The sequence below is a fragment of the Dyadobacter sp. BE31 genome (assembly GCF_031457695.1).
GTDB lineage: Bacteria > Bacteroidota > Bacteroidia > Cytophagales > Spirosomataceae > Dyadobacter.
The window spans coordinates 896105-917735 of the sequence record NZ_JAVDXA010000003.1; the positions used below are offsets into that span (position 1 = coordinate 896105).

The 21631-nt window shown below is 53.0% G+C and carries 12 protein-coding genes; 8 read left to right on the forward strand and 4 right to left on the reverse strand.

The window, feature by feature from the left end:
- Nucleotides 1-46 precede the first annotated feature (46 nt).
- On the reverse strand, nucleotides 47-526 hold the full coding sequence (locus J2Y43_RS19480; RefSeq protein WP_309985943.1) for a lipocalin family protein: 480 nt from the start codon (nucleotides 524-526) through the stop codon (nucleotides 47-49).
- A gap of 241 nt (nucleotides 527-767) precedes the next feature.
- On the opposite strand from J2Y43_RS19480, the gene J2Y43_RS19485 reads away from it, so the two are divergent.
- From J2Y43_RS19485 to J2Y43_RS19510, 6 genes are all read left to right on the forward strand, one after another.
- The gene (locus J2Y43_RS19485; protein WP_309985945.1) at nucleotides 768-1217 is read left to right on the forward strand and encodes a helix-turn-helix transcriptional regulator; all 450 of its coding nucleotides are present in this window, start codon (nucleotides 768-770) and stop codon (nucleotides 1215-1217) included.
- Between the two features lie 85 nt (nucleotides 1218-1302).
- Nucleotides 1303-3825: a hypothetical protein gene (locus tag J2Y43_RS19490; protein WP_309985948.1), complete on the forward strand. Its 2523-nt coding sequence runs from the start codon at nucleotides 1303-1305 to the stop codon at nucleotides 3823-3825.
- A gap of 9 nt (nucleotides 3826-3834) precedes the next feature.
- Complete coding sequence (locus J2Y43_RS19495; protein WP_310226582.1) at nucleotides 3835-5091, forward strand: hypothetical protein; 1257 nt, start codon at nucleotides 3835-3837, stop codon at nucleotides 5089-5091.
- Nucleotides 5092-5114: 23 nt separating this feature from the next.
- Entirely contained in the window at nucleotides 5115-5426 is a 312-nt protein-coding gene (locus J2Y43_RS19500) for a hypothetical protein (RefSeq protein WP_309985954.1), read from the forward strand.
- 36 nt (nucleotides 5427-5462) lie between these two features.
- Nucleotides 5463-6794 carry a hypothetical protein gene (locus J2Y43_RS19505; protein ID WP_309985956.1) on the forward strand — a complete coding sequence of 444 codons (1332 nt, stop codon included), beginning with the start codon at nucleotides 5463-5465 and terminating at the stop codon, nucleotides 6792-6794.
- A 24-nt stretch (nucleotides 6795-6818) separates the two neighbouring features.
- Nucleotides 6819-11600, forward strand: a complete 4782-nt coding sequence (locus tag J2Y43_RS19510) for a hypothetical protein (protein WP_309985959.1) — start codon at nucleotides 6819-6821, stop codon at nucleotides 11598-11600.
- A 2-nt stretch (nucleotides 11601-11602) separates the two neighbouring features.
- Here the strand turns inward: J2Y43_RS19510 and J2Y43_RS19515 are convergent, their stop codons facing one another.
- The gene (locus tag J2Y43_RS19515) at nucleotides 11603-12046 is read right to left on the reverse strand and encodes a DUF6194 family protein (protein ID WP_309985962.1); all 444 of its coding nucleotides are present in this window, start codon (nucleotides 12044-12046) and stop codon (nucleotides 11603-11605) included.
- Nucleotides 12047-12158: 112 nt separating this feature from the next.
- Between J2Y43_RS19515 and J2Y43_RS19520 the strand changes: the two genes are divergently transcribed.
- Nucleotides 12159-12482 (forward strand): helix-turn-helix domain-containing protein, encoded by a 324-nt coding sequence (locus J2Y43_RS19520; RefSeq protein WP_309985964.1) that lies wholly within the window; start codon nucleotides 12159-12161, stop codon nucleotides 12480-12482.
- 63 nt (nucleotides 12483-12545) lie between these two features.
- Here J2Y43_RS19520 and J2Y43_RS19525 read toward each other — a convergent pair whose 3' ends face one another.
- Nucleotides 12546-13331 carry a hypothetical protein gene (locus J2Y43_RS19525; protein ID WP_309985966.1) on the reverse strand — a complete coding sequence of 262 codons (786 nt, stop codon included), beginning with the start codon at nucleotides 13329-13331 and terminating at the stop codon, nucleotides 12546-12548.
- 195 nt (nucleotides 13332-13526) lie between these two features.
- On the opposite strand from J2Y43_RS19525, the gene J2Y43_RS19530 reads away from it, so the two are divergent.
- A complete protein-coding gene (locus J2Y43_RS19530) occupies nucleotides 13527-17372 on the forward strand; it encodes a caspase family protein (protein WP_309985969.1) in 3846 nt (1281 codons plus the stop codon).
- On the opposite strand, the gene J2Y43_RS19535 is transcribed toward J2Y43_RS19530, so the two are convergent.
- The gene (locus J2Y43_RS19535; RefSeq protein ID WP_309985972.1) at nucleotides 17369-21424 is read right to left on the reverse strand and encodes a caspase family protein; all 4056 of its coding nucleotides are present in this window, start codon (nucleotides 21422-21424) and stop codon (nucleotides 17369-17371) included. The genes J2Y43_RS19530 and J2Y43_RS19535 overlap by 4 nt on opposite strands.
- Between the last annotated feature and the right edge of the window lie 207 nt (nucleotides 21425-21631).

Consider the following 21631-nt stretch of genomic DNA (forward strand, 5'->3'; position numbering starts at 1 on the left):
CTAATAAAAATATGAAATAAATCAAGAATGACCCTGCTGGAATGGATTAGATTTTTTCCAGAACGGCGTTGGAAGACGAAATGTCGTCGCCGTTGATGATGGTCATGGTATTGCCGCTGTATTCCATCCTGAACTTATTGATTGTCTTGTCTTTGTCCGTGATGTACAGCGTCGTATGATCGGCGCTGAGTGTAAACGGTGCATTGGTGTAAAAGCCGGCGGTGCCCCAGTCGCAATTGTCCGAAAACTTGAAAATACCGTCTGCCTGAAAGACGAATGTCGTCCCTTTCAGGCACGGAGTGGTGATGAAGAGTCCTGCGGTATCATCCAGGTCGGATACCTTGTCGTTGATCTTTTTATGGGTAATGTGTGCCTTTAATTTCCAGTTGCCTGCAATGAAGGCATTGTCATTGGGCGTGGGTTGGTCGTCCTTCTTATCGTCGCTCTTGCAACCGACGCACATCAGCGCGATGAGTCCGAGCAGGATGCATGGTTTGATCAGGTGTTTTTGGGTGAATGTTTCCATGGCTAAAACTGGTTTGGGGTGGATGAGATAACCCATTAAAGTTAGCTGCTGGATGCGCAAATTGTTCTCATAATCAGTAGTTTCTATTATGCGGTACGCGGGCTACGTGCGCACAAGGGCAGGCTTGAACCGCGCCGGTAAATAGATACTTCGCCTTGCCGTGACACCGTGCACGCGAAATGGCTAAATTAGTCTCTACCTAACCTGCCGAAATAGTTTGCGAAAGTAAAATTTCTTCGAAATGGCAGCCAGGCTCAGTCTTAATGTATGCACATTCAAAGAAGAGAAAAGCGACGAGATCGCCTTTTTTTCTTCCGAAGAGTGGAATAGCGATACGGAAAGAAGGCTTCTCGCCAAAATTCAGGAAATTCTCACCGTAGGCAAGAGCCTGGTTTCTTCTCTTGAACTGGGCATTAAAATACAAACCAACAACCCAGAGCTGTTTCTCTTCTCGATCGGGAAGCTGGCGGCGAAGAAAGCCGAAGCGAAACCGACCAACCTCAGTATCCGCGAAATAGAGGTGCTTAGCCTGATCATGCAGGGCCTTACCAACAATGAAATCGCGGAAAAGCTCTTCATCAGCTACGAAACGGTGAAATCGCACCGCAAGAATATTCTGGAAAAGACCGGCGCGAAAAACACCGCAGCCCTGATTCACCATTACCACGAGACCTTCTCTGACAAGGATTGAAAATCCCCCTTTAGTGGGATTGAAATCAGGCAGCGATCCGGGCAATTTTACAGGGTGACTTTCATCATCCCTAAAATTGTTGATTATGGATCGAAACATGAATGGCGTACTTAGCCAATACGAAACTCCTTTCGCGGATGTCTTTGTCAGGGAGCAGGAAGAAGCCCCGACCGAAACCGGTACCCAGGGCAACAACTATATTTTTGAGATCGACAGCCCGTTTTCCAGGACCTACGAAACGACCGACCGCGACGCGGCCAGCCCTTTGAGTGCCGGGTATGTCAGTCTCCTCTCTGAGCTGAACGACGCGGAATTTACCGAAACATTATACGAACTCGCCAATGAGGTGGAGGATACATGGCGCAGCAAAGTGTCCAACGAGCTTGCCATGGGAAGCAACTACATTCCTTTTGTGACGCGCCAGGCCAACGAGTATTTTGAGCCGCTGCTGCGGGAAACGACCGGCATGATCGACAAGGTATCGGAGCATTTTACGGGCAATAACCTGGCCGACCATTCCATGGCGGAGCTGGAAGCTTATTTTGATCGGCTGGAATTCAACCATGGGGCATTCAGTCCTGTGCAGGAGCAGTTTTTCGGCAAGATTTTCAACAAAGTCAAATCGGCCGTGAAAACGGGCATTGACCTTGCCAAAAAAGGTGTTGCGGCGGTAGGTAAGCTATTGCCTGTGAATGTGATATTAAATAAGATCAAGGGGCTGGTTAAACCCTTGCTTGAAAAGGTATTGAAGTTTGCGATCGGCAAGCTTCCCCAGAACCTGCGTCCTTATGCGGAAACGTTGTCCAAAAAATACCTGAACCTGGAAGCAGAAGCAGCCGGCGATGCCGACCAGCACGAGGCGGATCTGGAAGCACTGCAAATGGAGTTCGATAACCACATTGCACAGTTGGTTTTTTCCGGGAATGAAAGCGAAACCGACCATATCGTATCGGAGTACGAACTTTCTTTTGAAAACATCGAAAGGCTCACGAGTTACGAAACCGGCGGCTATGTAGAAAAACAAAGTTACCCGGCGGCCCGGGAGCAATTTATAGGGGAATTGAAAGCGCTGCAACCGGGAGAAAGTCCGGCGCCGGCGATCGAAAAATTTCTGCCGGCGGCATTGATTGCCTTGCAGCCAGTGATCAAAATGGCGCTGACGATTATCGGTCGGCAAAAAGTGATCAACTTCCTGGCGGGGCTACTGGCCAAGCTGGTTGAGAAATATGTACCTGCCAATGTGGCTAAGCCGCTCGCCGCAAGCATTATCGATGTGGGAATGAGCGCGATTGGTTTCGAAACGGCAGAAGCCGGTAAAACGGACCTCGCCTATGAAGCCATTGCCAATACCGTGGAAGGTACTATCCAGCACATGACAGGCCTCGACGAAGCCACATTGAACGACCAGGAGGCGCTGACCATGCATTTGCTGGAAGCATTCGAGCAGGCCGCAGCCGACCATTTCCCGCCGCAATACATTCGGGAGGAATTGCGGCCTACCAAACAAAAGGCACTATGGGTAAGCATGCCCAGGGCCGGAGCTGTGAAATTGTACAAAAAATTTACGCACGTATACGAGATCACGATCGATCCCAAAACCGCAGCGACGGTGAAAACCTACCGGAATCTGCCGCTGAGCAATTTCCTGAAAGACAAATACGGCATCGATACCTCCAAGCCGGTGAAAGCGAAAGTGCACATTTACGAGATCGCTTCGGGCGGTAAACTGTCGGCTATCAGCCGGTTCGAGAACCTGCCGGGACTGAATGCACGGCAGCCGAAGGCCTGGGTGCAGTTGCTGCCGCTTAATAGTGAGGCGTCGGCAATGCTGCTGAAAGAGCCGGCGCTGGGCCGGAATGTACCGGCGCGAAAAACGGCGACCCGCTTTCGGGCGACCGCAGGCCAGCGCTTTTACTACCTCGAAATCGACGGGGCGCGGCTGCGCATTCCGCAGGTGAAAAGGACAAACCACCGGACCGTGGAAAACGGTCAGCCGGTGGCGGGTACCGAAAGCCGGTCGGCGGATGTGCAGGTGGTACTCAACTTTGTCAAATCGGAGATCCGGCTGAATTACTATTTCAGCGAGGAGGATGCGAGCGGGATTGTCGAAAACTTGAATAAAGGCGACTTCCTCACGGCTGGAATGCACGTTCGCAACGCGGTGAAGGGGGTATTAGGGGATATTTTGAAGAAAAACATCGGTAGTAAAGTCAAAATCGTGCACGAGGCGGTGCCAGAGCTCTATTTTGAGCATATCGGCGACCAGCAGGAGCAATTTGCGCCGCTGGATGTGCTGGGCAAGATAGCCGGCAAGGATATGATCGGAAAGATCATGCAGGCTTTGACCGAAAAACTGAGCGGAAAAGCTTACGATGCGGTGGTGGCCTTCTTCAAAGCGCGTGCTGCCGAATTCAAAACTGCCCAGGCGGCACCGCAGGATGGCGTTACGATCAAGCTCGTATGGACAAATGTGCAGGGAATGTCGGCGATCAAGGCGGTCATCAACGCAATCCGTGGCAATTTGTCGCTGGGGAGCCTTTCCGACCTGTCGTTTCCGAACCTGACAGCGCCAGAAATAAGCATTGTAGCAGATAAAAAGTTTGACTGATCGGGCCTTATGTACGCAACCGAATCCATCAACAGGTCGCTGACGCGGCAGATTAACCACTGGCTTATGGCAACCAACCGGCTGGCGGTGCTGGAAAACCTGGCGTCCGCAGCCGCCTGGCAGGGCATTGATCATACCATGGAACAGCTGCTCAAAGCATCCTTCAAGCAAAGCATTGACGAAGTGACGGCCTTCGCGCAGGGTTTGAAACAGCAGCTGGAAACCAGCAACGGGCCGGATAACCAGCGCAGCGTGCGGCGCGGCGTCCTGCAACTGCGGGATAAGTACCTGAAAGCGGAAGAGACGATCCAGTTTTACACCGTGGCGATCAACTCGCGTACGACACCCAGGCTGGCAGCGCTTCTGCGGGCATGCGATATTTTGTGCATTAAAAGCATGCAGGAGCTTCTGCACCCGCTCGGCCGGAAAACCCCGCTCGTACTGACTTACGTGGACAAAGGCGTGGGTGCCTCGATCCTGAAAGCGGGCCTGCGGCTCTGGGACGGCCGGATCAGCCCAGTGGCGGCCATTAAGGTTACCCAGCATAACCTGTACAGGCCTACTGCGATCATCCATGAAACGGGTCATCAGGTAGCGCACATTCTGGGCTGGAATGAAGAGCTGGCGCTGGCATTGCAGAACAAGCTCTCGGGTTATCCGCCCGAAGTGGCCCATGCATTCAGCAGCTGGGCTTCGGAAATGGCCGCCGATGCATTTGCTTTTGTACATACCGGCTTTGCGGCGGTGGCGGCTTTGAGTGATGTCGTGAGCGGATCGCCGGCCAGCGTGTTCGCATTCCACGCCAACGATCCGCACCCGATTTCCTACCTGCGTGTAATGCTGAACGTTACCATGTGCCGGGAGTTTTATGGCAGTGGCCCGTGGGATGCGCTGCTCGACGCCTTCAAAAACGATTACGACATTGAACTCGTCAGTTTTGCGTCGGTACCGCTGATCCGGAAATGCATGGAGGCATTGCCCGCCGTGGTGCATATCCTGTTGAGAACAGGCCACCGGGCATTCGAAGGAAAATCGTTATCGCAGCTCATTAACCCCAACCGGGCGGGCCCGCTGGAACTTTCCAAACTCGAATACCTGGCCGGGCCGGCGCTGTTTACTTCCCACGCGTGGATCTGGAAGGAATGCCTGCGATTGCTCGCCCTGAATGGCTACAAAATAGGCGTGGGAGCGGGCGACCTGCCCGGGCTGTACAAGCAGCAGGAAGACTGGATGACCAAATTGGGCTTCTCGGTTGAAATGAATTAGAAAAACCTTTAAACGGATATTTTATGGATCAGTTAGATAGCTTCGATCGGGACATTCACAGTATGACCGGTTTCATTGAAAACATTGAAAACGCGTTAGCGCTGCTCTCCCTGGATTGTAACGCCGATCCGGCTGTGTACGCCGAGTTGGTCCGCAACAAAATGGACTACGCTGGTTTGCTCGAAGATGTAAAAAAGAAACGAGAAGCCTACATCGTCAGCCGGCAGCAGAATGCTACCGGAAAGGCAACAGCGGCAACCAAAAAGGAATATGACCGGCGGAACAAGGCGTATTTGAGTACGCGGAGCAATTACCTCAAACCGGGCGACAATTAGCATTTCAGGCATTCATTCACCTTAAAAAGATCAGACATGGATTTCATAGATCATCTCATTTTTACGACCAACACGGACAACGTGCGGGATCAGTATCCGCCATTGCTGAGCGATTATGCAGGGAGGCCTGTTTCAGCAAATCCGCCCGATGTGCTTGGTCTACCCGGTCGTGATTCGGATCCGGTTGTATTGCCTGTGGCGCTGCCGGTGATTCCGGATACAGGGTCGTTCGATGCCGCCACGCGTGCGAACTACATCTTTTACGAAGATCCGTTGGTGATCGACAAAGCGATCCAGCGGCACTGGTTCGATATGACCCGGGGCCCGATCAACCTGCTTACTGCGGACGGCACGCGCGCTTTCGAGGGGAGCGATGCGCCCCCATACCACCTTATATACGCGTATATGATCGAGAACACGCGCATCGCGCAGATCATCGGTCGCCTCATCCATTTGTTCCAGCACGACGAAGCGCTGGGAGTCGCCAGCGCCACGGACCCGATGCAGCAGCAGGCTGCCCAGTGGATCAACAATACGGAAAGCCTTTTCTACAAAACCCTGTCCAACACCAGCTACCGGAATATTGCCGGTGACCTGCGGTTCGGGCCGGAAGGGGGACGCCGGAATGCCTACCAACGGATGTTCGGAATGGAGCTGGCATTTGGCGATGCTTCCAATGCGGAGTTTCCCTATTACAAGGCCAAAACCGCCAACCGGGAGTTTGTGCTGCTGTTTGAACAGCTCCTGGCGGAGCTCTGGCAGGCATATATCAATGCCAATAATACCAGCGGCGCCAATACCACCGACTACCAGCGGATTATCGATATGGCGACCAAAATCCGGCAGATCCTGCTGGCCCGCCGCGGCGGTAACGGCACACTTACCTTGCAGAATTACCGGTATATGAACCTGTCGCGGCAGGAGTATGCGAGCGTCGGGTTTATGACGTGGCTGATGTACATCGTCTCGACCGATAGCCCGCTGGTGAACTTCCTGGGCTGCCAGGCGAATACGGCATCAGAGCGGCTCGACAATATTGGTAAGAAAGTGGGGCTGGAAGCGCACAAGAAATCGCAGGCATTGTTTGATATGGCCGCGCCGATGGCTACCATCCTGAGGAACATCGAGTTTGGTACATTCGAACTCACAGCGCCGTCGGTGTGGATCAGGAATGTGATCGAAAGCCAGCGGGGACTGCCGGGTGTGACGCCCGACCCTGCCGAACGCGACGCGCTACTGGATATCCTGACGGTGATCAACAACTGGGAAAAAGCCACCGGACACAAAATCAAAAACCCGGAGGCCAACATTACCGGTACTGTGCGCGTGCAGTCGAACGGCGCCCGGGTGAACCCGGCCCTTAATTAACAGCCACCTGTAAATTCTGATCTTATGCAATCTCCATTCATTGATTTTGTTCCCGAAACCGGGAGCGAAACGGGTAACGAGTATGAAAACATCGACCAGATGCTTGCCGGCACGCCGATCGCGGATTTCTGGCTCACCGACGACGAGGATTTTCAAACCGAATCGTCGTCGGCCGTGGTAGCGAGCGGGGAACAGGATTGGGATTTACAGGACCTGTATTCCGGCGAGGCCCTCCTGGACGAAGAGGTAAATCTGCCGAAGGCGATCGAATGGAATGACCGGTATGCGGCCGAGCTGCGCTGGTCGTATTTTGAAATTGAAATCAATGCATTGCTGGGGTATCCGAACAGCTCCCCGACGCAGGAAAACTTTGCGTACGCAGTGGCCGAATGGCAAAGGGCCAATGATCTGTATCCTGCGGACGGTATGCTGGGGCCATCGACGTGGATGGCGATGCTGAAAACGATCATCCGGCAGACATCTTTCTCCCATGTGAATCTCAAAACAGCCGCGGTAGCCAATGAGAAGCTCGCCAAAATACTAGGATGGGAGAAATTTGAGTTGGACATACTGAAAGTACTGGGTTTCCATAATGAATCCCCGAACCAGGAGTTATTTGCGAAAGCGGTAGCATTGTGGCAGCCCAAACTGGGTTTCAAGGGCACGATGATCGACGGCCGGCTGGGGGAGAAAACCTGGGCGGCGATCAGGACTTTTGTGCTGGCCGAAGTGGAAAAATCCAAAAAGGCCAATGCGCCCACCGAGACTGCCGTGAGCTACACCGCCTACGTGAAGGGCAATCCCGGCATTTACCTTCACGACCGCCCGGGCGATGCCTACAAGCGGAATGACGTCATGTACCCGCATGGCGAGCGTGTGACGGTAACCGGCCTTTCGACCATCGCAACAGAACAGGACTGGGTGAAAATCAGTACGCAAAAAGGGCAGTCGGGCTGGATACAGAAATACCACCTGGCCACGCCGGATAGTTCCAAAGCGCCTGACCCGGTAACGGTCAAAACGCCGCCAGGGGCTTATCTGGTGAAAAAGAACGACGCGCTCGACACACTGGTAAAACGGTTTTATCCTAATTACGAAATCGAGATCGGTAACGACCGGCGCACGATCATCCACGCATTCAGTATCCTCAATGCGGACGGCGATGCATTGGATTACCAGGGACAAAGCACCACCTGGTGGCGCAACCACGTGCTCGACCGCGATATGGCCGAAACACGTACGATTTACGAAACCATTCGTTTGAGAGAGAACAGGTTTATTTACTTTCCCAACGAGACTTACATTCAAATGCTCCGCGACAGCCGCATCGTAGGCGTGCGCCCCGACTGGAAGAATGCGGCGATTATTGTAGGAAAGAGCATTGTCGGGTTTCTGGAAGGGGTTAAGGATGGCTTCATCGACTCGGCGATCGATACGGTCAAAGGGTTGTGGGATTTCATCAAAAGCATTTTCACCGGTGAGCTGTTCGAGCAGCTGTACGATCTGTACAAGGAGTTTTCGGAGCTCTCGCTCGCGGATGCGGCTTCTGCGGTCTGGCAGGTGATCATGGACATTGTCGGAGAGAAAGTCGATGAAATCAGGGCGGACCTCAACGCCATCGACCCGCGGAGAAAGTTGTATTCCATCGGCAAGCTCGTGGGATGGATTTTGTTCGAGGTAGTGATCTTCATTCTTACCTCCGGCGCGAGTGTACCGGCGAGGTTCGCGGCTAAATTCAGAAAAATAGAAGAGTTGCTTTCCAAATCGGCCGCATTGATGAAGATCCGGAAAGTGGTTTCCGCACCGGCCTTGAAAAAGGCGATCAACGGTTTCAGTAAAGCCCAGGATTATTACGAATACATAGAGCTGAGCCACGCGGTATTCGGAACGATCGATTCGATCAAGGAGGTGAGCGCTTCCGGAATGGAGCTGTTCGTGCCGGCTGCTGACCAGGAAATGGATTATGAATTCGAAGATTGGGTGGAGACGGAAGATGTGGAGCTGGGCCTGAAAACCGGCGGAGAAGCCGAGGAACTGGTGAGGGAATTGTTGATCAACGATGGTATGGACCTCGGCGACGGGGTGAAAGTTCAGATGGACCATGTGCTTCCGGGCCAATACAACGGTTCGGGGCACGGGATCGACCTCATTGGGTTCTCCGTCAGTGGGGGACGGGTGCGTATTTATGTGATTGAAGTGAAAGGAGGAAGAAGTCCTAAACTGGGTATGACGCTATCCGGCCCGCAAATGAGCGCACAATGGATAGAGCATGCGATTGATAAGGCATTTGAAAACGATACATTGAAAAAGGCATTAATTGAAAATTTCAGATTCTATAAGGACGTCCGGACCATGGCGGACATCAAACGGCTGCTGCTGACGAAAGCCGAGCGCCGCCTGATCGTATCGAAGTCGATCGACCCAAAAGTCCTGGAATCGTTCCGAAAGGCATTGAAAAACCATCGGCTGCGGAAGGTGAAGCTGATCGTGAAAGAAACCGCCGAACTGCTCGATAACCTGACAGGTAATGAGCCGCAGTGGGCCGAGGAGGATGAAGCCGGACGCCGCAAACCGAAATTGAGCCTCACACATGCGGGCAAGACCTATTCCGTACTCGACCCCGCTACAAACAAGAAATGCACTACTACGAATGCTTCACAGATCACCAAGTCCGGCATTCCATTGGCGGATATCAAAACGAAATTGGGCCAGTCCGTCGATTTGAATGTGATAGGCCAGCTGCTTGGCGCATATAACTCCGCCAATGCAGCCAGTCCGTTCGACGTAAGTACCTCCACGACGGTCGCTGACACAGTTTTTACCGAGGCCGTGCATCAGTTCCAGATTGCGAACTACCTGGCTGAGGCCGATCAGGATGGTATTCTGGGCCCATCGACATTTGAAACGCTGGAATTTTTCGAACATAAATTGAAATCCGCGCTCAACAGCGCGGGCTTTTACGGGCAGGGCCAGCTGAACAGGGCGGTGATCAAATCCCGGATAGGCGCATTGACCAACAACGAATTCAGCGCCGCCAACTGGTTTAAATACATTGTTAAACCGGCCTGGCTGGGCGTAAAACTAACCGACGGCGTGCATTTGCTGCTGTACCGGAAAATGAAAGAAGCCGAACAGTGGCTTCTGAATCAAACGGCATACAAAGGACTTACACCTGCTGCATTGGGTAAAGCGCTCGGTTTCAATGCGGATACCCGTTACAGCGCGGCGCGGCTTTCGAAGGAGAAAGAGGCGCTGCACGGCTTCGGCCTCGCCATCGACATTCATGCGTATGCCAATCCGTGGATAGGGGCGGGCTGGGTGCAATACGACAAAGAGCTGTTGAAAGAACGCGTGAGGATGATCCAGGCGCTTCGCAATGCTGCGGGTAATCAGTCGTTACCCGGCGCCAATATTTTCGAATACCTGCATTCAATTGCCCAGGCGCATGGCGATGATACGCGGGCCGTTCACCGGCAGTTGAAGACCCACAGCGACGAGTTCATCGATTACCTTCGCCGCAATGCGTCCGAACTGGCCTATTGGCGGGCATCGGCGACATTCAGCGGCAAAAATCCGCTCAACGGCTTTCTGAACCTGCATACCGACCTCGTGTATGCGCTCCGGCAAATAGCCGGGCTCGCGTGGGGCGCTACCGACTTCGGCCCGGGAGCCAGCGGGGATATCATGCACTTCGACTTGCGGACGATCGGGATAGGGCAGGTGATCTGTGAAAATATCGGCGGGTACGTACCTGTAAGCGGCCACCCGACCATTACCCATGAATACGTCGAAAGCGAGCAATACGACAGCCCCGACAATGAAATGCAGCACCGGGAGGCCGTGGACGAGGCGACATTCTACGGGATGGAAAGTGGATACGCCCAAACAGCAGAGTACGAAACAGACGGCCCGGAATGGGAAGATCTTTACGACGACATTGAAAATCAGGTAAAGGACTTTTCCAAAGCCATCGCCCAAAACCGCCGGTATGCCAACTCGCTGGGATGGGGAGCGCATTACGATGCTATGAATGCATTGCTGCTACCGCTCACCGGCAGCTCGAATGTCAGTCTTGGCGAAGAAGCCTTTGCCGAAGCGGTGTCGCAATGGCAGTTGCAGCAGGGTTTCTCCCAAGCGGGGGCCGATGGCATCGTTGGGCCGGTTACCTGGGCGCGCATGAAAGCCGTGCTCGGCATTACCGACGCTCCGGCTCCGCCAACTCAGCCGGCAACACCGGGAAACATATTCGATACCAACCGGCAATATGCACAGACGATCCTGGATATTGTTGCGGAGGGATTTGTGCAAACCAACCGCCAATTCGGCTCCAAAGATCAGCTCGGACGGATCGTCGGCGGACTGCCGGTACACCAGGTGAACCCTCAAACATCCGTCATCAAAGCGCTGCCCATTATCGCGCACATTTGCGAATGCGCCAAAGCCGCCAACTTCAAAGACATTGTGATCGGGAGTTTCATTCGCAAACCCTCCGACGGCAAATGCACCGGGCATTGCGTCGGCAGGTGCATCGACATCAACTTCCGCGGCGGCAGCTTTGAATCCGCCCGGGCGGTGGAGATGGTGGTTAATATTCTCAATTACCTGACCAGCCTCCCGGCGATGTATAAAAAAGGCCTGGGCTTCGGTCTGCCGCTGCAAGGCGATTTCTTCGGTCGGAAAAGCTTGAAGAAATTCAGCAGCGTGAGCAGCACCTTACTGATCGATTCCCGGCTAAGCTCGCTCGTTTCGCAGCTGGGATATGTGTTTCCCGATAATGACAATCATTTGCATATTCAGGTGAGTTGAGGCTAAGCCGCCGAATGCCCCTTTTCGTAGCTTGTTTTAGCCTTCGCATAGGCATAATCCAGGAAGCCTTTAAGCTGCGGGTACGAATCTTCGGTCGGATTGACGATGCTTACCCAATACATCGTTCCGTAGAAAGGGTGGGGAAAGAGCGTGTTTTCTTTGGTGAAATCAATGCCGGAATCCATGTAGCCACCGATGCCCGGTTTGGAAGGTATAAAGGCAAACAAATGCTGAAATGTGGCTTTGTCGATTCCGATGTTGAGCCGGTAAAAACCATCCCGGTTGAGATTTGATACACTGTCAAAGTCATTATCGCTGGTCACGATCGTAGCGAAAGGGAATTTTTCTTCATCCTTATACATCAAGAAGAAGTCGCCGTCGGCCTCCACCTCACGTACATTTTCAAATTCGGTTTGGATCCGGGTTCTGATAGCTGTCAATAGCATAACTTAGTCGTTTGTTTCATGCGAAATTGCCCGTGTACGGTTACTTTTGCAAGTAGTTATCCTTTTGTTCCTTAGGGGTAAAAAGTAAAGCTTTGTTGATTTACAGATTGTTATGGCCGAAGAAAAAACTGAATTACCGGGCAGTGAATGTCCGTTCCAGGCAGCAATGGACTTGATTTCGGGCAAATGGACGATGTCGATCATCAATACCCTGATGGGAGGCACAATGCGGTTCAAGCAACTGGAAAGAGCGGTGACGGGGATCAACACGCGCATGCTGGTAAAGGAGTTGAAGCTCCTCGAATCCAAAGAACTGGTTCACAGGCAGGCATATGCGACAGTCCCGCCGACGGTGGAGTATAGTCTCACCGAGAAAGGCAGGGCTTTGCAGCCGGTGATTGTGGCGGTGCAGCAATGGTCGGGAAACCAGATGTGATCTAACTAATTGTGCAACGCTCAGCTAGGAGCGCTGCACAAATGCATTTGCTGAAAATAGTATTTAACTCAAATCAATACCTGCGATGAAATCAGTCGCTTTCAGCCCAAGTTTTGCCTGAACCGCATCGCGGACCGTTGCGTAGGTGGTTTCATCCAGCGTACCCACGCGTGAGCAGAATTCGAGGGTCGTTCGGTTGGTGGATGATTTGAAGAACAGAATCTGCTTGATCGTGTCGGAAGAAGTGATCAGGAAAGTCCCCAGTTGAAGCGCAACCGTATTATTTACTTCCTTGGCAATTCCGATCTGAAATGCGCCTTTGGTGGCGGTATGCGTATTTTTTTCGAACGCGATGAATTTGCCGCTGGTATCGCTGAGGCCTTTGATGGCATCCAGGGTTTTGGTCACGAGCGGCACGAGCGCCGAGCCGCCCACGGCACTGGCCACGAGGTCGATAATGGCCTTGTCGACTTCGATTGTAGAGCCTTCCGAAGTGAATGGTGTAAAACTCGCGGATTGAAAGGCCCATCCGATGTTGCTCAGTACGTTCACGAATTCATCATACCAGTCCTTGATCTGGTCCTCTTCCGGAAACTTCTTGTTGGCCGCCAGTTGCGCCAGCAGCACGGAATGCAACACATCCTGCCGCCGCTGATCCGACACTTCGGATACGAACGACACCAGACTTTTGTCGTTCATAAACGACTGTTCGACATTCGTTTGCGTGTCTATTTCAGTGCTGGTGAGATCTCGCGAGAGCATTTCGCGCTCGGTTTCGGTAATGAACGATTCCCTGGAATTTTGAAGTGCAAGTTCTTTAACGTACTGCTTTGGATCGATGGATTCCATTTTAGTGATAGTGTTAAAAGTTTACGGTATTCGAGCGCTACGCACGGAGTGGAAAGATAGGATTATTTCTACGAAACCATTGAATAAATCATGAGGAAATTGTTTCATAATGCCTGCCGTTTTTGGTAAATCGTCCCCGTCTCCGGTGCGCCGCAGATGTTCCCTGCTTTTCCCAACCTTATTCCTCTTTTTCTCATGCGCTACGATACGCTCGCTGCCGACGAGGCGGCATTCAAAAACCGGACTGATTATACGTTTACGCCATTTACGGTGCCCGTAGCGGGAGAAAACCTGTCGTTGAAAGGTGTGTTCTGCAAACCCAAAAACCGCTCGGGATATTTCAACACGCCGGAGCCGCCGCATCCGAAACAACGGATCGTCCTCCATTTCACTGCCGGTAACCTGAGCGGCGGTATTAATACGCTTACGACCCAGAACTTCCGGGTTTCGGTGCCGTTTGTGATCGCTCGCGACGGCACCATTTATCAGCTGTTTCCGTCGAAGGACTGGTCGGGGCACATAGGCGCGGGTATTGGCAACGCGGGCACGGGCAATGCGCAGGACAAGGTGACGATCGCGATCGAAATCATTAATTACGGTTACCTCGTGGAACGGGGTGCCAATCTGGAAACGATTTATTCACGGCCCAAGGACAATCCCGGCCGCATTGACCTGTATTGCCCGCTCACGCAGACCGAGGCATACCAGAAGTTGAACCAGCCCTTCCGCGACCAGCAGTACTATGCATCCTATACGCAGCAGCAATACGAGAGCCTGGTCATTCTGCTGCGGTTTTTGACCAAAAAATACAATATTCCCCGCCAGTTTCTCAATGAGTCGCTGCGGTACCAGGGCACCCAGGATGTACTTGCATTTAAAGGCATTGTGTCGCACGTCAACTACCGCACCAGCGGAAAGTGGGACCTCGGGCCGGCGTTCGACTGGCAACAGGTGATCGCGGGCGTACAATCACCGGCATACCAGCCCGCGAGTGCCACGCGTGAGGCATTTGTTGCGGAGGAAAAGGGACTTATCACCGACGAAGCCGCGCTCGAAATGCAATGGACAGAGCCCCGTGGTGTGGAAGTAGCCCCGCCGGAGGATTTCGAGTCCCATTTCAACAATGATGAAGACACTCTGGTGAAACCGGATCTGTTCGCGTTGGTGGTCGGGATCGATGCCTATGAAGACCAGGTGGTGCTGAACCAGAAAGTGGCTTTTCCAAAATTGAGAGGCTGCGTGGCCGACGCGACAAAAGTCCGGCGGTACCTGGATAATGACACATCGTTCGAACAAAAGCATATTCAATTTCTGACCAACCAGCAGGCAACGAAAACGGAGATCGTGAAGGCCTTCCGGGAATTGGGTAAGGCAGGTAAAGACGATGTGATCGTGTTTTACTACTCGGGGCACGGCACGCAGGAGGCGGCCGACGCGGCAGTCTGGACGAGTGAACAGGATGGCAAACTGGAATGCCTGGTGAGCTATTATGACGAAAGCCACGATAACGATTACCTGATATCCGACAAGGAATTACGCTACCTGATCAACGACGTTTCAAAAAGCGGCGCGCACATTACCGTGATCTCGGATTGCTGCCATTCCGGCGATAACACCCGCAATGCAGGGCTGATCAAATCGACCTACGAACAGGTCGTCGAACGCCGCATCCCTTATGTTTTTCCGCAGCGTACCTGGGAGAAATTCATTTTCAGCACCGAACTTTCCCCGGCTGATTTTGCCGGAAAGCATATCGATGCCGTACTTCCGCCGGCCAGGCACGTGAGCCTTTCGGCGTGCGAGTCGGACGAATCGGCGGTGGAGGTAAGCGGTGAGGGTGTTTTTACCAAATACCTGCTCAAATCGCTGGAAGCCTCGGGCGGGCAGCTTTCGTATTCCGCTTTGCACGGGCGCGTCAAACAGATGCTCAACAATGCCTTCGAGCAGACGCCTGTCATGTACATTCCGCCTGCATTTCACCGCGAACTTGCATTGAACAACGTATTCAACAAGCCCGGTGGAGCGGGCAGCGCCACCTACGCCGACGTCATACGCGATGGTGCCGGCAACTGGGTGCTGCAACGTGGCGCCATTCACGGCATCGGGCGGGCTACCCGCGGCATTACCGTGCGTGACGACGAGCAGATATACGAAGCCAAAGTACGGTCGGTAGGGGCGGATACCACCATTCTGGCGTTCGATAATGCGGTGGAAGCGGCACTCGATACTTCCAGGATTTACCAGGGATATGTGGAAGGGCTGATGAGCCAGCAGCTTAAAATCCACCTCAATAATGTGGATAATATTCTGACGGATAGTCTTTTGCTTGCGGAAAAGCTGATGTCGGAAATACCCGCGCAAGCCAGGCTGGAAGCGAAAGAAGCCGATGCCGACTACACATTGTTGTTTCGGAATGGTCGGGCCGTTTTGACCAAACCTTTTGATACTTTTCGCCCGGTTGTGGAGCAGATAGAGCTGGATTCGGAGGCATTTGCGTCCGAATTGGTGAAAGACCTCAAACATATCTCCAACTGGCATTTTCTGAAAAACCTTCAAAACGATGCGGCGGCAGGTTCGCCGTTGCGGATTGAGGTCAATGATGGCGACGGGCAGCCGATCGGTGCGGATAATGGGGTTGTGAGGCTGCATTACCAGCAAATCGACGGCGAATGGAAAGGCAGCATCGGGATCAGAATCACGAATACCAGCAGCCGTAAGTTGTATTGCTGCTGTGTATTTCTGGATGCCGGATTCGGTGCGTCATTGGGCCTGCTGGATCCGATTGTTACCCCGTTGGACCCGGGCGCTTCCAAAGCGCTGACTTACAACGGGCAAACAACCATCCCTATTTCGCTGGACAGCTATGTACAACTGTATAACTGGCCTAAGAATGCGGAATACCTGCAATTTGTCGTCAGCGCCGAAGACCTGTCGAATATTGAGGAACTGACGCTCGAAAGCCTGCCGTCGCCATTTACTGTGGGTAAAAAGGGATCTACCCGCGGGATCGGCGGTGGTACCAGGGAAACCGACAAAAGTGTAGCCGCAAGCTGGTCGACCCAGCTGCTGACATTGGAATATGTCAATCCCGAATACAATATCATTGCCGAAACCGATCTTACCCGGATGCTGGAAGACGAAAACCTTGCCGAGTATGCATTGGGAAATTATTTCGAGGTTAAAACCCGCCCGGATTTACAGCCCGAGTATCAGCTCAAACCCGATGTGCAATTGCGCCAACGCGATGCCCACCTGGATGAAAAAGGCTTTATCCGCGACGGCCTGCTGGATGTGGCCAACAAAACAGCGCGTCTGATACGCAACTCCAAATACCGGATCATGCGTTTGCGGTTTCCGCGGGCACCCAAAATTGTGTCCGAAGGAGATTCCTGGTTTCAGCATCCATTGGTGGTTGATACGATCGATCACCTATCGAAAATTTACCCGATCTTTTGCGTTGCGGCAGCAGGCGATACACTGGCGAACTATGACCGGGAAGGAGAGTGGCTGGAAGCGGTGCAGGACAAATCTCCGCGGTTCTTCCTGATCAGCGGCGGCGGAAACGACGTGCTGGGAGAGCAATTCCGGAACCATATCAAACCCGGGCCTCGTGCCACAGGATTGCCGCCGCAGGACTATCTCGAAGCATCGCTGCTTGCCGAGCTGGACAATTTGCAGGTGATTTACCGGAAGATGTTCAACGAGCTTTTTGCATTACGCCCGGATATTCACGCGCTTTGCCATGGTTATGACTACATTACGCCTTTGGATAAAACCGACAAGGGCTGGCTGGGACGCTACATGATCGAAAAGGGGATGACGAGCCAGACAGACCGCAAAGGAGTGATCAGTTATATCCTCAACGAGTTCAACGATCGCCTGCGTGCGGTGGCGGCCGAGTTCCCGAACGTGCATTACATCAATGCGCGCGGGCTTGTGGCCGACGACCAGTGGTACGACGAAATCCATCCCAATAAACAGGGCTTTCAGGCGGTTGCCGGAGGCTTTTTGAATGTGATCGATGGATTGGTAGCCAACTAACCGGCCGATTTTGCGCGCTCCCACGCGGCCTCGTCCTCGTCGCTGAAAATGGCGCCGTAACTTCGCAGGTTTTTCCTGACGGCCTCGGAGAAATTCGAGGCCGGGTCTGCGTTCCGGAAATCGCAGCCTTGCACGGACAGCCCCGAAACGTTCACAAACGAGAGCACCGGCTTCGAGGCGGCGTCTTTCACGGTGATCTCCGAGTACCTGCTTTTAATATTGAATGGCTTGGCGGCCTCCGTTACAAGCGCCTGCATGTCCGATTGCAGCTGCTTTTTTTTCGCTTCGTCGTCGATGATTTCCAGGCATTCACCCGTAGCTACCGACCAAATGCGGAAGTTGTGCCCGAAATCCCGGGAGAAAATTTGCGTGCCGTTGGCATTGTAAACGGCATCCTCGACGCCCAGCAAATGGCCCTTGTAAATACGGATGCATTCTCCGGTGGCGACGAGCCATTCGCGGATCGTTAGGTCGTCGGAGGTCGAGATGATTTTCGTGCCGTCGGCACTGTACCTTGCTCGGTGCAGCCATTTCTCATGCCCGCGGAATGTCTGCAAGGCAATGCCCGACGCGATGTGTATTTCGGTGAAAGTGCGATCGTAGTTAACGGTGAGCAACTTTTGGGAATCGGGGCTGACGACGCATTTGTTAACCACCCAGTCGGACTGCCCGCTGATCGCATATAGCTGCGTGCCGGTTTCAAGGCTCCACTCGCGGATCGATTTGTCGTCCGAAGCCGAAACGGCACGGGGTTTGTCGGGCGAATAGCTCGCAAAATTCACCTTGTCCGTGTGTCCAGCGTAGGTGCGGCTTTCCAGGCCGGTTTTGACCGACCACTCCCGCATGGTTTTGTCTTTCGATGCGGAAAGTATCCTTTCGCCGTCGGCACTGTAAACGGCATGATACACCTGGTCGGTATGTCCTTTGAAAAAGCGGGACGGCGCCTCGCTTTCCGCGGACCATTCGATGATCGAGCGGTCGTCGGATGCCGACAGTACTTGCATTCCATCGGGATGGTAACAAACACTGTTCACCTTTTCGGTATGGCCGCTCATTACCCGGAGGCATTCTCCCGTTTTGACCGACCATTCGCGGACGGTGGCATCCGCCGAAGCCGACAGGATTTTATCTCCTTTCGGACTGTAACACACTGCCGAAACATTTTTGCTGTGGCCGGCGTAGGTTGCGATGCATTCCCGGGTGGCAACGCTCCATTCCCGGAGCAGCTTGTCGTCGGCGCAGGTGAGAATTTTGGTCCCGTCCGGCGAGTACACCGCGTCGTTGACCTTCGAATGCAAATGTTCGTAGCTGGCCAGTTCGGCGCCATCGGCTACCGACCATTCTTTAACGAACGTATCAAAAGAAGCTGAAACCACTTTCTGGTCGTCGGCACTATATCTGGCCGATATTACTTTGTCGGTATGGCCGGAAAAAGTCTGCACAAGCTTGCCCGTGGCTGTAAACCACTCTTTAATGGTTCCATCGTCCGACGATGTCAGTAGTCTCTTGCCATCATTACTATAATGTACCTGGTTGATCTGCCCGTAATGTCCTTTAAACAGGAAGCTGTCGCCATCAAGCACGCTGCCTTCAAACCGCGCCGGAAGGTAGGCGCTGCCCCGGTGGCGGGACAACGGGAGGCCGTTAAACTGGATTTGGCGTAAGTCGAGGCAGGTCAGGTTGGCGCCGGCCAGGCTCTGGCGCAAATCGAGCCAGATCGTCATCACATTCCGGATCACGAATGCCCGTTCCGCATCGCCCGCAGTAATGCCCGAATCCGTCCGGCATAAATCCATCAGGCGCGATAGCAGGTTTTCTTTTTCCAACAGTTCCATATGACCTTTGGCTGCATTCCAGGCCGGCACCGATTGATGTTCGCCCTCTATTTCGCCTAACAGCCGCCGCAGGTACACCGGAATATAGTTTCTGAAAAACACATCCGGCAGCACCCGTCGTACCATTGCAGCCTCCGTCATGTTACGTATATGGCATACCGCGAAGAAATCCCTGAAATTCTGGTGTAAAAACCGCAGGTCGTCCCCTTCCATGACCAGCACGCGGAGGCGTTCGACGAGGAATTGCTTTACTTTTCCCGAGCGCTGTTCTTTTTCATCCAGGCCGGTGAGTACTCCCAGGCCCAGTTCCCTTCGCTTGCCTTCGAACTCGGGATACAGTTCGGTCAATTCTTCCGTGTCGAGCTCCGCGAAAGCCTCGTCGAGTAGTGTTTTGAAATTGAAAGTGGGATCGGCGAGTTTGCGGATCGTAATGGCGTATTTGCCCTTGTCTTCCATTTTGTATGCAATGTAAGGGACGAGTACGCGCAGGAGAAAGTTCTGGTAGCGGATGTCGGCTTCGTCGTTGACGTCCGTCACCTGCGCCAATTGGGCTTCATTGAAATTCCAAAGCAGCTCCCCATAGGTGGTCACTTTTTTGAAATGGAAGCGGTCGTCGTCTTTGAACCTCAATGCAATGTTGTTGGCTCCGGAATACAGCGTGAGCATCATCGGGTTCGCAAACAGTCCCAGCAGATCCTTGTTGGCAGGTATTTCCTGGCCTTTCTCTTTTAGGTAAGCAACAACGGTTTCCTGCGTGAGGGGCAGGATCTGCATTAATGCGGCATTCTCCCTGGCCAGGTCCAGTTTCTCAATCTGCTTGTTTCTGGACGATATCACCATTTGCGTACCGCCCGCCCGGGCTGCAAGGTCGTTCACGGTGGCCATCAGCCGCCCCTTGGGAACGGTCACTTCGTTGAGGCCGTCCAGCAGCAAAATCATCGATGGTTTCCCTTCGCGTGGTGTCTCAAACAGCTTCCAAAGGGCATTTGCCGTCTCCGCGGGTGGCTCGGGGATACTGAGCAGGTTTTTACAAATATACCTGACTACGAAGTCGTTGCGCTCGGCTTCGGACGCAGAGTTGTACTCGTTTAGCGGAATGAATACGGGAACGGGGCCGTTTTCTTCAAAAAGCAGGTCCCGCCATAGCAATAGCAGCGACACCGTTTTACCCATCCCGCCATCGCCCACGAGCAGCGCCTGCGTTTTTTTGTTTTGCCATAAGGCTGCTACCGCCAGTTCAAGTGAGGCTACCTGTGTGTCGGTTTTGACCTGCACATCCAGGTATTTGCCGAGATTGATCTCCGAAACCAGGATACTCTCGATGTTCAGGTATTTGTAACGTCCTTTTTGAAGCCGCTCGAACTGCGCTTTGGAGCCTGCCCGCAGTGTATTTTGCAGGTTCTCATGGTCGAATGGTGCGGCTGGTTCCGCTGCCTTGACGGAGCGGTGGAAGAAAAACTCGCCCAGTTTGTATTTTTGGTTGACGAGGCTTTTGCAAAGCGGTTCTATTTCAAAGCCGTTGTCGCGGACTTGTTTCGTGATTTGCGCGCCGAGCCAGTTGATGGACATGCTGTCGTCCGCATTATCATGGAGAATGTCGATCAGCGCGTCCGCAAACGGGCTTTTGTCGGGTACCACGCCATTGCGCCCGGCAGTGAGCACCCACCGCGACGGAACTTCCTCCGCTTCGGCCGACTGGCTTTGCTGTGCCACGTCTATTTCCATTGTTGCAAAAGCTTCCGAAAAACAGGCGTCGACGATCAGTACAATGTGGTGGGCTTTGATATTGGAGAGGATCCGGATCACCTCGCTGACCGAAATCAGTTTTTTCAGATCGCTCGGTCTTTCCGAAAGGATCGGCGCGTCGGAGGGTACCCAGTAACCTTCTTTGTTTTTATCAAAATGGCCGTGTCCCGAAAAATAGATGATCAGGTTCTCGTCCGGCCGGATACGCAGCTCGCCGTTTTCGTCCTTATCGGCCAGGTAACAGATCTCATCAAAAACAATATCGGTTTTGGCATTGTCGTCAAACAGCGGCTGGATCACGAAGTTTTCATCCGAGAACCCGTAAAAATCTTTGAGTACGGTAAAAAAGCGCTGGCAGTCGGATACCGGGTAATGGAGCGGCGTCCAATGATCGTACTTGTCGATCGCGACGAAAAACAGCCGGTTCCGTCTTGTTTTATGCTGTCGAGGGGTGATTGTCCCGATGCCCATGTTGGTAATTTCGCTTACTAAACTTTCAATTTCGGTATTTTTCCGGGGTCTTGGGGATAGCTGTCAAAGAAATTATTTACCGGGTCCGGTCATTTTTCACGCATCATTTCCCCGTTCAATAATAAAGCATACCGGGTGTTGATTTTAATTCATCAGGAAGGTAATTTCAGGCAATTCGAGCCACCGTTCGCTGATTACAGGCTCATT